General features: G+C 45.9%; 8 protein-coding genes. All 8 read left to right on the top strand.

Annotation, left to right across the window (positions count from 1 at the left end; all coding sequences use genetic code 11):
* The first annotated feature begins 312 nt into the window (after positions 1–312).
* On the top strand, positions 313–2,619 hold the full coding sequence (locus FBF61_RS31680; RefSeq protein WP_138485039.1) for a DUF1549 domain-containing protein: 2,307 nt from the start codon (positions 313–315) through the stop codon (positions 2,617–2,619).
* A gap of 153 nt (positions 2,620–2,772) precedes the next feature.
* The gene (locus FBF61_RS31675; protein WP_138485007.1) at positions 2,773–4,200 is read left to right on the top strand and encodes a DUF1501 domain-containing protein; all 1,428 of its coding nucleotides are present in this window, start codon (positions 2,773–2,775) and stop codon (positions 4,198–4,200) included.
* A gap of 543 nt (positions 4,201–4,743) precedes the next feature.
* Positions 4,744–7,902: a SusC/RagA family TonB-linked outer membrane protein gene (locus FBF61_RS31670; protein ID WP_229215318.1), complete on the top strand. Its 3,159-nt coding sequence runs from the start codon at positions 4,744–4,746 to the stop codon at positions 7,900–7,902.
* Between the two features lie 40 nt (positions 7,903–7,942).
* Entirely contained in the window at positions 7,943–9,451 is a 1,509-nt protein-coding gene (locus FBF61_RS31665; protein WP_138485005.1) for a RagB/SusD family nutrient uptake outer membrane protein, read from the top strand.
* Positions 9,452–9,946: 495 nt separating this feature from the next.
* Positions 9,947–12,646: a c-type cytochrome gene (locus FBF61_RS31660; protein ID WP_138485004.1), complete on the top strand. Its 2,700-nt coding sequence runs from the start codon at positions 9,947–9,949 to the stop codon at positions 12,644–12,646.
* 115 nt (positions 12,647–12,761) lie between these two features.
* Positions 12,762–13,667: a ThuA domain-containing protein gene (locus tag FBF61_RS31655; RefSeq protein ID WP_138485003.1), complete on the top strand. Its 906-nt coding sequence runs from the start codon at positions 12,762–12,764 to the stop codon at positions 13,665–13,667.
* Positions 13,668–13,715: 48 nt separating this feature from the next.
* A complete protein-coding gene (locus tag FBF61_RS31650; RefSeq protein ID WP_138485002.1) occupies positions 13,716–14,612 on the top strand; it encodes a hydroxypyruvate isomerase family protein in 897 nt (298 codons plus the stop codon).
* Positions 14,613–14,640: 28 nt separating this feature from the next.
* Positions 14,641–15,507 (top strand): hydroxypyruvate isomerase family protein, encoded by an 867-nt coding sequence (locus FBF61_RS31645; RefSeq protein ID WP_138485001.1) that lies wholly within the window; start codon positions 14,641–14,643, stop codon positions 15,505–15,507.

Raw genomic sequence — 15,507 nt, 5'->3', positions numbered from 1 at the left:
ATTATTTATGAATAAAATTCGTTAACATAACAACAATATCTATCTCAATCTGTCTGCATTATTTATCCGGGCATCTCATTAAATGTATCCAAAATTCTTTATATCCTGAAAACCAGGAGTCTTCGCCGGGGAATAAGAAAATGTAAGTTCAAAATTTAAAAATGGCCCGGGCAAGACAGAACAGGATAGAAGGCCATGGCTTTCATTTTAGTATTGTGAAAATGTTCCCGCTAAAAAACCTTACCACTAACCCTTTACACTGTGTTACTTCAAGCAACTGAAACTTTTTGGCTTTGGCAATTTCTGGGACGGCTGCATCCGCTGCTAGTCCATTTTCCAATCGGTCTTTTATGTGTGGCCCTGGTCCTGGAACTTATCGACTGGAAACGTAAGTCGGCCGGGCTCCGTGATGCCACCGGCATACTCACCTGGATTGGTGCGATCAGCGCGGTGACGGCAGTCGCATTCGGTCTGATGCTTGCGAATGCAGAAGAGTCCAGCGGCACGAATCTGGAAATCCATCGCTGGGCGGGCATAGCAACGATGACTTTAGCTGTGCTTGCCACAATAGCCTTGCGCGCTCCAAACCGAACCTGGTACCGGTCTCTGCTTTTCGTGACGGTTTTCGGCGTTTCCCTGGCGGGCCACTATGGCGCCATGCTCACGCATGGGGATGACTACCTCACCAGCGTTTTGCCCTCGTCGGATCCTATTGAACCGTCCGGTACAGATGAACCTGATTTTATCCTTACCAATAACGGAGCATTAAATCCGCAGCAAATTCAGGAACTGAATGTAGAAGTACGGACGATACTGGCACATAACTGTTACAGCTGCCACAGCGAGACCAAAACAAAAGGCGACCTGCGGCTCGACAGCAAGGATGCAATCATGAAAGGAGGCGAAGATGGCGTCGTAGTGATTCCCAATCATCCGGACAAAAGCGAAATGATCAGAAGGATTTCATTGCCCAAAGGCCATAAGGAAGCCATGCCCACAAAAGGCAAGCGACTCACCGAGCGGGAAATCAATGTTCTGAAATTCTGGATTGAAAAAGGGGCGCTTTGGCCCGATGGTAAAGAAAAAAGCATTTATCGTGTTGCTGCACTTGAACCACGGATGCCCGTTCTTCCTCCGGCAAGCGGCGATCTCGTCAAACCTGTTGACCGGCTGGTGAATGCCTATTTCCAAAAAAACAAAATCGCCTGGCAAAATGTGGTCAACGACCGGATCTATATCCGCCGGGTATATCTTGATATTATCGGTCTGATCCCTTCCCCCGAAAAAGTGGATGCTTTTGTAGCAGACTCCAATCCCGACAAACGCGAAAAGCTGGCCATGGAATTGCTTAACCGTAATGACGACTATGCCCAGCACTGGATGTCGTTCTGGAATGATGCTTTGCGCAATGATTACTCCGGCACAGGTTACATCACGGGGGGCCGGTTTGATATTACCAAATGGCTCTATACTTCTTTGCAGGTCAATAAACCTTACAACTGGTTTGTTAAAGAACTCATCAGCCCCGACAAGCAATCAGAAGGGTTTATCAAAGGGATCAAATGGAGGGGCACGATCAATTCGAGCCAGCGTACGGAAATGCAGGCCGCTCAGAATGTGTCGCAGGTATTTCTGGGACTCAACCTCAAATGTGCCTCTTGCCACGACAGTTTCATCAGCGATTGGAAACTGGCAGACTCTTATGCATTTGCTAACATTTTCGCAGATACTTTGCTGGAAATTAACCGTTGTGATAAACCGACAGGCAAAATCGCAGGCACTAAAATGCTGTTTCCGGAACTCGGTGAGATCAGTGTGGATGCCAGTACTGAAAAACGCTTGCGGCAACTGGCGGATTTTCTCGTACAACCCAAGGACGGAAGACTGTACCGCACGGTGGTGAACCGTATCTGGGCGCAGTTAATGGGCCGGGGTATTGTTGAGCCGGTGGATATGATGGACAATGTACCCTGGAGCGAAGACCTCCTCGACTGGATGGCCTCCGATTTTGTTGCGAATGGTTATGACATGAAAAAACTCATCTATACCATTGTCACGTCAAAAACTTATCAGCTTCCCTCATCGTCTGTCAAAGAGGCCAGCGACATTATGGCTACCGATTACAAGTTTACGGGAATGGTGCGCCGCCGGCTTACCGCCGAACAATTCTCCGATGCCATCAGCGCCGCATTCAATCCGATGTATGCCGACTCGGCCGTTGTTTATAATTTGCTTCCCGACGGCCTAAAAAGCAAGCTACCCTTTGCCCGCGCCGGCTTTGTAAAAAATGACCCTTTCCTTACCTCGCTGGGTCGCCCCAACAGGGAGACTGTAAGCACCAGCAGGACTTCACAGGCAAATCTTCTGCAGGCGCTGGAACTAACCAATGGCAACAAGTTTACGGAAGCTTTGAAAGAAGGTTCTAAACAATGGCATGCCAAATATCCAACCTCCGACTCATTGGTAACAGGTCTGTACCGGCAGGCGCTGGGTAGGGCGCCTGTGCCGAAAGAGATCGCAGCAGCCAGGAAAATACTGGGTGCTAAGCCCAGCGAAGAAAGCATCCAGGACCTGGTTTGGGCCATCGCATTGATACCTGAATTCCAGCTTATTTATTAAACCATTTTAATAGTTTAAAATATATAATAAGTATTAATTTATATGATTCATTTTAAATGAAATTTAATACTTAATATTAATTATACATTTAAAAAGTATCAAAATAATTTCAGTTAATCCATTGATATTAAATGCATTAAAATCTTAACGACGATGAATATAAAATGGAACAGGAGGGAGTTTTTGCAGCATGCCAGCGCAGCAACCATGGCGGCATTGGCGGCAGGCGCTCCCATATCCAGTCTGCTATCGTCCTGTAAAGGAAAAGCAGGAGCCGATTCGTCTGCCGATACGGTCATATTACTGTGGATGGCAGGGGGCATGGCGCATACCGAAACGTTTGACCCGAAGCTCTACACTCCTTACCAGACCGGTATGGAGGGCAACCGGGTGCTAAGTACCTTCAAATCGATGCCGACGGTGCTGGACGGCATCCATTTTTCTGAAGGACTCCAGTCTATCGGAAAAGTGATGGACAAAGGAACGCTGATCCGGTCTTATGTAGCTGCGGACATGGGGCACATTCTCCATTCCCGGCACCAATATCATTGGCATACTTGCTACGAGCCGCCCCAAACCGTGGCCGCCCCACATATTGGCTCCTGGATCGCGAAAGAACTCGGGCCGAAAAATCCGGTTATACCTGCGTTTGTTGACATTGGTCAGCGCTTCACGGTAGGGGAAGCAGAAGAGCTCAAAGCTTTTCACACAGCCGGCTTTCTTGGAAATGAATTCGGGCCGTTTTTTATTCCCGATCCGAGTCAGGGACTGGAAAGTGTCCGGCCGCCGGTTGGTATGGATGCCAAAAGATTTGAAAGAAGGAATCAGCTTTACAATGAGCTGATCAACAACAGCCCGGTAGGGGAGTTTGGCAGCGACTATCAGCGTGAATCACTGAAAAGATCCATGGAACAAGCCTACGCGCTTTTGAATTCTCCCGAATCCAAAGCGTTTGACCTGAGCACCGAGCCAAAAGAAAGTTACAACATTTATAATACCGGCAAGTTTGGTCTCGGCTGTCTTCTAGCCCGCAGGCTTACCGAACAAGGAGCAAGATTCATCAGCGTAACCACTGAATATGAGCCGTTCAAAGGCTGGGACACGCATGAAAACGGGCATACGAGACTGGAAGAAATGAAAAAGCAGATTGACGGCCCGATAGCCCAGCTCATCAAAGACCTGGACAAACAGGGATTGCTGGACAGGACGATGGTAGTGCTTGCCAGCGAGTTCAGTCGCGACATGATGGTTGAAGGCCGGCCTGATGCAAAAGTGCAGGAGCAGGTAAGCCAGCCCGATATTTTATCCGAACTGAAATTCTACGGCATGCACAGGCACTTTACCGATGGCTGCTCAATGCTGATGTTTGGGGGAGGGATCAAAAAAGGGTTCGTTTATGGAAAAACAGCGGACGAAAGGCCCTGTAAAACGATCGAAAATCCTGTGAAAATCGACGGCATCCATCAGACTATCTATCATGCACTTGGCATCCCTGAAGACACGCAATACGAGGTTGAAAAAAGGCCGTTTTATACGACGCCAGACGGGAAAGGAAAAGCTGTCATGGATCTTTTGACATAGCCAAAAAGCACAACCAGAGTCATAAAAAGAGCATCCGGCAAGAAAATGCCGGATGCTCTTTTGCATTCGATATATCCAAGAAAGTCCGGCAAATTAAATATTAAACAAAACCAGACAGAGCAGGACAGTCAGTTGTTTCATTCCTTCTAGTATTGCATAAATATTACTTTAAGAATTAATTATTATCCTTTATCGATATTGGAAAATTGATTCTTAAACCTTCCATTTTTCCTAATACTACTAATTTATAAATTTTTCAAAAACACTATCAGGTGACAAAATATTTGCACCCGTTTTCAAATAAGATTAAACCAATAATTATTAAAATTTTTAATATACTCCTGGTAACACCGACTATTCCTAAACCCCTCTCAATAATTATTCACTCTAATCGCCTGCTATATGGATACAAAAACCTGACCTAACTCACTTTCAAACAAATTCTCAGAACCTAACGTAGATGGCCTCTGCTAGTTTTTTAACCTAACTGTTTGTATTATGACTCAATTTCGACCATTCCCTAATTGTGCCCGGTTGAATTCCATGCTAAAGTTGTCGGTAAGCCAGGTGCTTATTGGCGTTGCATGTGGAATGAACGCGGTGGCGGCAATCCATTCAACTCATGCACCTATCACAGAAAATAGTAAACTTATCCTCGACCGCTCGGTTAAAGGGAAAGTTACAGACGACACCGGTGAAAAGATACCGGGTGTAAGCATCGTTTTAAAAGGAACCACAACGGGTACGGTAACGGACGCCGAAGGTGACTTCAGCATCAATGTGCCGGATCAGGGTGGAGTGCTGATATTTTCTTCTGTTGGATTTCTTTCTCAGGAAGTTGCACTTACAGGTAGCAACACTATCAATGTGAAACTTGCAAATGACTCAAAAGCACTTACCGAAGTGGTTGTTGTTGGTTATGGTAGCCAGCTGAAAAGAGAAATTACCGGCGCCGTACAAACGGTAAGCGCAGCAGATATCAAAGATGTTCCGGTATCCCAGATTACGCAAAAATTACAAGGCCGCCTTGCTGGTGTCCAGATCAACCAGACCACTGGTAAGCCCGGCCAGGGAATGTCCGTCCGTGTTCGCGGACAGGTATCCGTATCCGCAGGTAGCGATCCGCTGTATGTAATTGATGGTTTCCCGATAACCGGGAATATCGGTGCATTGAACCCGGATGAAATTGAAGACATATCTGTGTTAAAAGATGCTGCATCAACTTCTTTGTATGGTTCACGCGCAGCCAACGGTGTTGTACTTATCACAACAAAACGAGGAAAACCGGGTGAAACAAACATTGGGCTTACTGCTTATTACGGGACTCAGAATGTACCGGAAAAAGGCCGGGTTAAAATGCTGAATGCCGTTGAATTTGCGCAGTTCAAAAAAGAATTTTACGAAGATGAACTGAAGCCGGTGCCCACAGAATTTCAGAACCCACAAGAATGGGCAAACAAAAACAGTGACTGGTACGATGCTGTTTTGCGTTCGGCGCCTATACAAAGCTACAACCTCACCATTACTTCAAACAAAGAGAAGTTGAAAACATCTGTTGTGGCTGGGATCTTCAATCAGAAAGGTGTCGTGATCAATAACGATTACAAACGTTATTCACTGCGTATGAACTCAGAGTACGATGTTTCCGACAAAGTTCAGATCGGTTTTAACATTGCTCCGCAGTACATTTATGACAATACGCCCAGAACAGACGGCGACCGGGGAACTGGTATACTCTTCAATGCACTGCACACCTGGCCGGTAATGCCAATTCGTGACGCAAACGGAGAACTGACCAAAGTGAACAATTTTCCATCCAGTACAGGAAATATCTTCAACTATCCGAACTGGGTCCGTGCTGCTGAAGAGCTGATCAACGAAAACAAGAATACGAAGCTGCTGGGCAACACATATCTGGTGCTTAGCCCAATCCCGGGTCTTAAGTTGAGAGCCACGTTGAATGTTGAATATGAAAACAACAAATTTTTCTTCTTCAACCCTTCGACGGCTACCAGTGCTATCAACGTTCCGATCCCAACTACGGCCGTTTCTATCCGCCAGGCACTTGAAAATGTGGGCTGGCTGAACGAAAACACTGCCGTTTATAACCGCAGCTTTGGCGATCACAACTTTGAATTACTGGCAGGGTTCACCCAACAACGTTACCGTCAGGATTTTAGCCGCATTCAGGCCGACACTTATACAGACGACAGGCTGCCAACGATCCAGGCTGCGATCAATATCAACCGGGGCGGTACACTCAGCGGTGTAAATGAATGGGCTTTGACTTCCTATCTGTCCCGTCTTTCTTATAACTACAAAGGAAAATACCTCTTTACGGCTGCTATACGTGCCGACGGGTCCTCTCGCTTCGGTGCCGACAATCTGTGGGGTACATTCCCTTCTGCATCTGCAGGCTGGGTGGTTTCAGATGAAGAATTCCTTAAAAACGTAAGGCAGGTTTCTTTCGCGAAGATCCGTGGTAGCTTCGGGGTAATCGGTAACAATAACATTGGTAACTACACCCAATATCCACTTGTGAGCAACACTGTAAATGCAGTATTCGGCAGTACAATTGCTACCGGCGCGGTAGTGACGTCTCTGGCAAACAGAAATCTGGGATGGGAAACTACCAAACAATTTGACTTGGGAATGGACCTCGGTTTGTTTAACGACCGTATCCAGTTTATCTATGACTATTACACCAAGCGGACCACCAATCTTTTATATGCTGTGCAGATTCCTCAGGAATCTGGTTTCCCTTTCTACAATGACAACATCGGCGAGATCAAATTCTGGGGCCACGAATTTTCTTTGACAACCAGAAATCTGGAGGGCAAACTTAAATGGACAACAAATGCAAACATTTCTTTCAACAGAAATAAAGTGATGGAACTGGCACCTGGTATCGACAGGGTATACGGGAGCTTCCACATTACGCAGGTGGGTCAGCCGTTCGGACAGTTCTATGGTATGGTGAAAGAAGGATTTTACAAGAATGCAGAAGAGCTGAAAAACTCACCTGTGATTGACGGACGTTCGGCGATCGGTACGATTAAACTGAAAGATGTCAATGGGGACGGCAAAATCACTTACGGTGGTGACGCCGATGACCGGACGATTATCGGTAATCCTTTCCCTAAATTTACTTACGGAATTGTAAATGACCTGAAATATGGAAACTGGGATTTCTCTATCGCGGGATCAGGTTCTTACGGTAACCAGCTTTGGGTTCGTCACCTTTACAGTACCGCCAACCTCGACGGTGTGTTCAATATGGTTGCTGGTGTGAAAGACCGCTTCCGTGTTAAAAATACAATTGTTGAAGGACGCGGTGTTGCTACTACTGTTATCAGTGAGGGCAACGGAATGTACGGAGCTACTAACAACGGCGGTAACTTCACTGGTATTGAGCGTGACTGGAACAGCTCGCATTTTGTGGCTGACGCATCATACTTTACGATCAAGAATATCACGATAGGCTATAACATCGGCAAGGTGAATAAGCTATTCAAATCTGCCCGTATTTATGGCTCGATCCAGCAGGTATATGTCTTCACCAAATACTGGGGCGGACCTAACCCTGAAACCAGTGCACAGGGTGACGGTAACGGCGACGGTGGGAACCTAAGTCAGGGTGTGGATTTCTCCAACTATCCTGTACCACGTACCTGGACTTTGGGTGTGAATCTCAACTTCTGATCCGGCACGTCATTTAACTTATCAACTCAAATATCAGAATATGAAAGCAAAATATATAGCGACCTGGCTTCTTACACTTTCGTTAACAGCTTGCCGTGAAGAATTCTTAACGGTAATCCCTGAAACGGCATTGAGCGCAGGCATTTTCTTTGTAAAAGAAGCTGATTTCCAACAAGCTGTGAACGCTGCTTATGTACCGTTCCGGCAGATGTACAACGAACGCGCATGGGTGCTTGAGGAAATGCATTCAGACAATAGTTATTATGCCAGAAACACTTTGTACGGGGCGGTTGACGCGACGGAAAATGTCGCCGATTTCGCTGTCCCGACTGCCGGTGGTGTTACAGCCAATGATAACGTACTGGTTCAATACCGCCTTAATTATCAAATCATTGCAAGGACAAATCAGATTCTTGCATTAATCGACGGCGTGGACTTTGATGCAGAAAAAAAGAAAAACCTGAAAGGTCAGGCATTGTTTCTGAGGTCTTTCGCGTACTTTGATCTGGTTCGTTTGTTTGGCAAAGTGCCGCTTCACCTTGTTCCTGTAACCGGTCGCGAGGATGCTCCGTTACCATTGGCAACCACCGAAGAAATTTACGCGCAGATCGAAAAGGATGCAAAAGAGGCTAGTTCGCTGCTTTTGAATAAGGCAAAACAGGAAGCAGGGCGGGCAACATCCGGTGCTGCCAAGGTAGTACTTGCCAACCTTTATATTACCCAGAAAAAATGGCCGCTGGCGGAACCACTATTGAAAGACGTCATTACAAACGATGGCTACACATTAATGCCTGATTATGCCAATGCGTTCTCGACAACCAGTGGAAACAAGAACAATGCTGAGTCAGTATTCGAGATCCAGTATATGGAAGGCTCGGCCGGATACAACGGTAACCAGATATACCGTTTCATTCCTTCTCCGATATCTGCCGCCGAAATTGCGCCGATCACCGGTACATCAAACCCTCAGCCGACTTCACAGGAAAGTAACAACATTCCTACTCCTGATCTGATCGCGGCTTATGAAGCGGATGACAAGCGGAAAGATATTTCGATTGGTTATGTTACTTTGAGTGGTAGTCTTGCCGATAACAAGGTGTACCCTTATATCAAAAAATACGCAAAAACACACTCTCTGCATAACAATACGGGCCAAAACTGGCCTGTGTACCGGTATTCGGAAGTTCTGCTTTTTATGGCCGAAGTCCTCAACGAGCAAGGAAGACCGGCAGAAGCAGCACCATTTCTGAACCAGGTTCGCACACGTGCTGGTCTTGCCGCCACGAAGGCTACATCGCAGGCAGATATGCGGGAGGCGATTTTCAAAGAACGGCGTGTTGAGCTGGCATTTGAAAACAAACGCTGGTTTGACCTGACCCGTACCGGCCGCGTGAAGGAGATCATCGGTGCTTATGGAGCGAAGGTGAAAGCAAATCCACAGGCCTACTATTTCCCGAAAGGTGCCGTTCCTCCACCGAATGCATTTACGGTTTTGGACGATTACTATGGCCTGCCGGCTGTTGAAGCAGCCTTGACGCCTCATTTTTAGGTCGAATTTTGAATGATTGAATAACGATCAATTTTGAATGAGTGAATGAGTGAATGAATGACTGAATAATTTCCCAATGAGTGAATGTGTGAATTCTGAATGAGTGAATTAGCTTGAACGGATGCAATACTAAAGTTTTGAATGCGCATGTGAATCATCTATCCCCATAATTCAAAATTGACACTCATTCACTCATTCACTAATGCTCTCATTCAAAATTAAAAAAGTGCTTCTGGCTCCGGCTGGTTGCACTTTTTTACTTCGATGATAGTCATTCGTGGTTCTATTACCCGACACAGCAGGATAGAGTCTTCAACGATTACTTCTAATATTGCGCGAATCAGATTATTTAAAGTAAAAGTGTGCTTTATTTAAGATAAGAGTATTATCCCAACGACGGAAACTTTACTTTGAAACTCGGGAATGCGTTAATTCGATTCAGTTATTCATCAGTTTATTCATAATCAATTACCTTTTTAAACTCTGAGCTGTAAAATGTACACAAAAAAACAATGGTCTAAACTTCCGATGACACTTGCGGCCCTACTGGCTGTGGGCGTTTTTTCTGGAGTTATGCTAAGCAACAGATCCGCCAAACATCGTCCCCCCGGCTCAAAAGTTGACAAGATCAAGTTACCCGAAGGATTTAAGGCTGAACATTTATATAGCCCGTCAGAAGAAAAAAATGGCTCATGGGTCTCTATGACATTTGATGACAAAGGCAGAATGATCACCTCCGATCAGTACGGAGGCCTTTTCCGCCTGGTTCTTCCGCCAATCGGTTCAACAGAAAAGCCAAAAGTTGAAACCCTGAGGGTAGAGGGGGATACTGCAAAAGTGGCAATGGGTTATGCACACGGTTTGCTATATGCATTCAATAGCCTTTATGTAATGATCAATAACCGTCAAAATCCAAGATTTCCAAAAGGAAGCGGTCTTTATCGTTTGCAGGATACCGACAACAACGATCAGTACGACAAAATCACGCTCCTGAAACCTTTGGTTGGCGAAGGAGAGCATGGGCCGCACAGCATTGTGCTTTCACCGGATAAAAAATCTCTTTATGTGGTAGCTGGTAACTTCACGGACCTGCCAAAAATGGACACATATCTTTTGATGCCCAATTGGAAAAATGATAACCTTTTTCCCTTCATCAAAGATCCACGGGGACACGCTGCCGACAGACATGCACCAGGAGGATGGATCGCCCATACCGACCCTGAGGGAAAAAGCTGGGAGCTTGTCAGCGCCGGTTACCGCAATTCCTATGATATCGCATTCAACGAAGCAGGTGACCTTTTCATCTATGATTCGGATATGGAATGGGATTTCGGTACGCCATGGTATCGTCCGACCCGCGTCTGCCATGCAACAAGCGGTGGCGACTATGGATGGAGAACAGGTTCTGCCAATACATCGCCCGCATTCGCAGACTTCCTTTCGCCGATCATGAACATTGGCCAGGGATCCCCTACGAACCTTATCTACCTGAACGAAGCACGCTTCCCCGCGAAATACAAGAATACGTTACTCGCATTCGACTGGAGTTTCGGTATTGTTCACGGACTGCATCTGAAGCCAAACGGATCAAGCTATTCCGCCGATCATGAGGAATTCCTTTCCGGAGCACCGCTTCCGTTGACTGACGGTGCCATTGGCCCGGATGGAGCATTGTATTTCTTAACAGGCGGCCGTCGCCTGGAATCCGATCTTTACCGTGTGTATTATGGTGATTATCAGAATATCCCCGCGGGTTCCAACACTGTTAAGCCTGTTCTAACAGAAGAACATAAGCAACGCACAGCTCTTGAAAAGTTCCATGCAAAAAAAGACCCGAAAGCAGTTGAAACCTCCTGGCCGTATCTGAAAAGCCCTGACCGTTTCTTGCGTTTCGCCGCAAGGTTAGCGATTGAACATCAGCCTGTTGCTGAATGGGAAAACAAAGTCTATGCTGAAAAAGACCCGCAGACATTGATATATGCATCAATCGCGCTGGCACGTGAAGGAGATTCGGCAAAAGTAGGAGGGCCTATTTTGAAAGGTTTAACCAAAATCGACTATGCAAAGCTCGATGATCTGCAGAAACAGGCGCTTCTGCGTGCTTTCGAATTGACGATCTATCGTACAGGCGAGCCAGACGCAGCGACGAAACAGGCCGTGATAGCTTATCTTAACCCAAAATATCCTTCACCTAATGCATTGCAAAATCGTTTTTTAAGCAAAATCCTGATAACGCTTGAAGCACCGAAAGCCGTTGAAAAGACTCTTGGGCTGATCGCAAAAAATGAAAAATTTGACGATAAGGATAACGAGATGGTAACCGCTTCTGCTGATCTTATTCTAAGAAATCCGCAGTATGGCCTTGACCTGGCTGGTCTATTGGAAAAAATGCCTCCGCAGCAGCAGACGTTTTATGCCATAATGCTCAGCAGTGCGAAAACCGGCTGGACGCCACAATTGAGCGAGCAATATTTCAAGTGGTTCCATAAAGCATTCAGCTATCAGGGTGGACGCAGCTACATTGGGTTTATCGACAAAGCCCGTCAATTGGCCCTGAAAAATGTTCCGAAGGATAAAGTTGCCTACTACAACAAACTATCTGGTGCTGAACTACTTACGGGAACTGGAAATGACCTGGTGAAAATGTACTCGCCGAAAGGTCCGGGCCGTGGGTGGAAAGTAGAGCAAGCCGTAGCCCTGGTTCAGGACAGCCTTCAAAACCGTGATTTCGAGCGTGGCAAGATGATATTCTCTGCTGTACTATGCAACCGATGTCACACAATTCAGGGACAAGGTGCTGATGTAGGCCCTGATCTAACGCAATTGGGAACACGTTTCTCTGCAAAAGATATGCTTGAAGCGATCATTGAACCCGATAAAGCTATTTCTGATCAGTACGCGTCGATTTCTTATACATTGAAAGACGGCCAGTCAGTTGTGGGTCGTCAGATCAATGAAGATGCAAATTTCTATTATATCGCACAGAATCCTTTTGATTCAAAAACAATTCGTAAAATCAGCAAAAAAGAAGTGGCATCGACGAAAATATCTACCGTGTCGGTAATGCTTCCCGGGTTGATCAACGGTCTGAACCCCGACGAATTGAAGGACCTTGTTGCTTACTTAATGTCTGGTGGAAATAAAAACAATCCGATCTACACAGAATCATCGAAAACCCCGAAAGGAGGGAAGTAACCTGATTAATTGAGTAGATTTTGAGTTATTGAACTTAATACAGTGGCGCCGGGAATCCAGATTGGTCTGCATACCCCAGGCGTCACTGTTATTTTTTTACATAAAAATCCCGGGAATGAAAGTACTTCGTAAACTCTTTGTATTATTATTTGTGCTGGCGGGGCTAGCGGCTACAAAAAGTACTGCCGGGACTCCCGAGGCAAAGAAAACTTACAAAGTCCTGATCATAGAAGGCCAGAACAACCATAGAAATATGACAGAAGGGACAGCAATGATGAAGGGCTATCTCGAAGAAACGGGTCTCTTTTCCGTCGATGTTGTAACAAGTCCTAAAAAAGGCGGGGACATGAGCGGCTTCAAACCGGATTTTTCGAAATACGATGTGCTGCTGACCAATTATAATGGTGACCCGTGGCCGGAAGCCACAAACGAAGCTTTTGAAAGATTTGTACAAAATGGGGGAGGCCTGGTGGTGGTACACGCCGCCGACAACTCTTTTCCGAAATGGGAAGCCTACAATAAAATGATTGGTATTGGCGGCTGGGAAGGCCGCAATGAAAAGTCTGGCCCTTATGTGTATTTTGACGAAAAAAAAGGGAAAATTGTACGGGACACAACGGCGGGAGTTGGTGGCAGTCATGGACATCAGCACGAATTTGTCGTTAAAACAAGAAATGCATCCCATCCGATCATGAAAGGATTACCTGCGGAATGGCTTCATCAGAAAGATGAACTATATGACCGTTTGAGAGGCCCGGCAGAAAACATGACTGTGTTGGCAACAGCATATAGTCCGGTTGAACAAAAAGGTTCGGGTAAAAACGAGCCTATGCTCATGACTTTGCAATTCGGAAAAGGCCGCATTTTTCATACCACGCTCGGTCACGAAAACTACTCTCAGAAATGCGTCGGATTTATAACTACATTACAAAGGGGCACCGAGTGGGTCGCCACCGGAAAAGTAAAACAGGACGTTCCCAAGGATTTCCCTACGGCTGCCAAAGGTAGCGCAAGACCCTAATCGACTCTATTTCTGGTAATTATTATCAAATATTAAGACATTCATACAATGAACAAAAAATCCGGCAGACGTTCCGTTTTGAAAAACATAGCAGCGGGCGCTGGCATATTATCATTCCCGCTTTCGATGGGCAGCGCATTGGCTGCGACTGAAAAAGCACTGGGCCCAAAATTGAATGGCAAAATCAACCACTCGGTATGCAAGTGGTGTTACAGCAAAATCCCGTTGGAAACCTTCGCTCAGGAAGTGAAGAAATTGGGGATGACATCCATCGAGCTGCTCGGGCAGGAAGAATGGCCGGTCATCAAAAAGTATGGACTTACCTGCGCGCTTCCCTGGGGTGAAGGCCTGACGAGAAGTATCGACAAAGGTTTCAACGATCCGGCCAATCATGAAGAACTGATCAAAGGATTTGAGGACGTAATACCGAAAGTGCAGGCGGCGGGCTACGACAAAATAATTTGCTTCTCGGGTAACCGCCGTGGAATGTCTGACGCTGATGGTTTGAGAAATTGTGCCGCAGGGTTAAAAAGACTGATACCCATCGCTGAGAAACACAATGTAACTTTGGTAATGGAATTGCTCAACAGCAAAGTCAATCACAAGGATTATATGTGTGACCGGACGGAATGGGGCGCTGCGCTCTGTGATATGGTCGGGTCCGAAAAATTTAAACTGCTTTATGATATTTACCATATGCAGATCCAGGAAGGCGACGTCATCGCAACAATCAAAAAATATCACAAGTATATCGCACATTATCACACGGGGGGCGTTCCCGGTCGGCACGAAATTGACGAAACTCAAGAATTGTATTACCCGTCGATCATGAAAGCAATTGTCGAAACCGGCTACAAAGGTTTTGTCGGACAAGAATTCGTCCCAAGCCGGAAAGATGACATAGCTTCTTTAAAACAGGGAGTCACTATTTGCGATATTGCCTGAAAATCAACTATTTAAACAACCACCTGATATGTCCAGCAGACGCTCAGCACTAAAAAATATTGCCGCTGGCGCGGGCTTATTGTCTGTAACAGAAGCCTTTGCAGCAAGCGAAAAAGCATTGGGAAGCACTTTGAACGGAAAAATAAATCACTCCGTATGCAAATGGTGTTATGGAAGTATCCCTCTTGAGACCTTCGCGCAGGAATGTAAGAAAATCGGATTGACGTCCATTGAATTGCTTGGCCCGAATGAGTGGCCAATCCTAAAGAAATACGGACTAACTTGTGCATTGCCAAGCGGTGCAGGGATGGGAATCGAAAAAGGATTTAATGATCCCGCCAATCACGATGAGCTTGTCAAAAGTTATGAGGACATTTTTCCTAAATTAAAGGAGGCAGGATATACAACGGTGATCTGCTTTTCGGGGAACAGGAGAGGGATGTCGGATATTGACGGCATGCGAAATTGTGCAGTAGGGCTCCGCCGTCTGATTCCTTCTGCAGAAAAATACAACGTGACCTTGGTAATGGAACTGCTTAACAGCAAAGTCAACCATAAGGACTATATGTGCGACCACACAGCCTGGGGCGCTGGTCTTTGTGAAATGGTCGGTTCCGAAAAATTCAAATTGCTGTACGACATTTATCACATGTCAATCATGGAGGGTGATGTGATCGCCACCATTAAAACGTATCATAAGTATATTGCTCATTATCACACTGGCGGTGTTCCCGGAAGAAACGAAATAGACGAAGGGCAGGAACTATATTATCCCGCAATCATGAAAGCGATCGTGGAAACAGGCTTCAAAGGTTTTGTAGCTCAGGAATTTATCCCAAAACGCGAACCACTTGCATCTTTGAAACAATGCGTTCAGATTTGTGATGTAGCATAG

Origin of the sequence: Dyadobacter bucti (assembly GCF_005869225.1) — a bacterium.
Classification (GTDB): Bacteria; Bacteroidota; Bacteroidia; order Cytophagales; family Spirosomataceae; genus Dyadobacter; species Dyadobacter bucti.
This window is presented reverse-complemented; position numbering and strand designations above follow the sequence as displayed.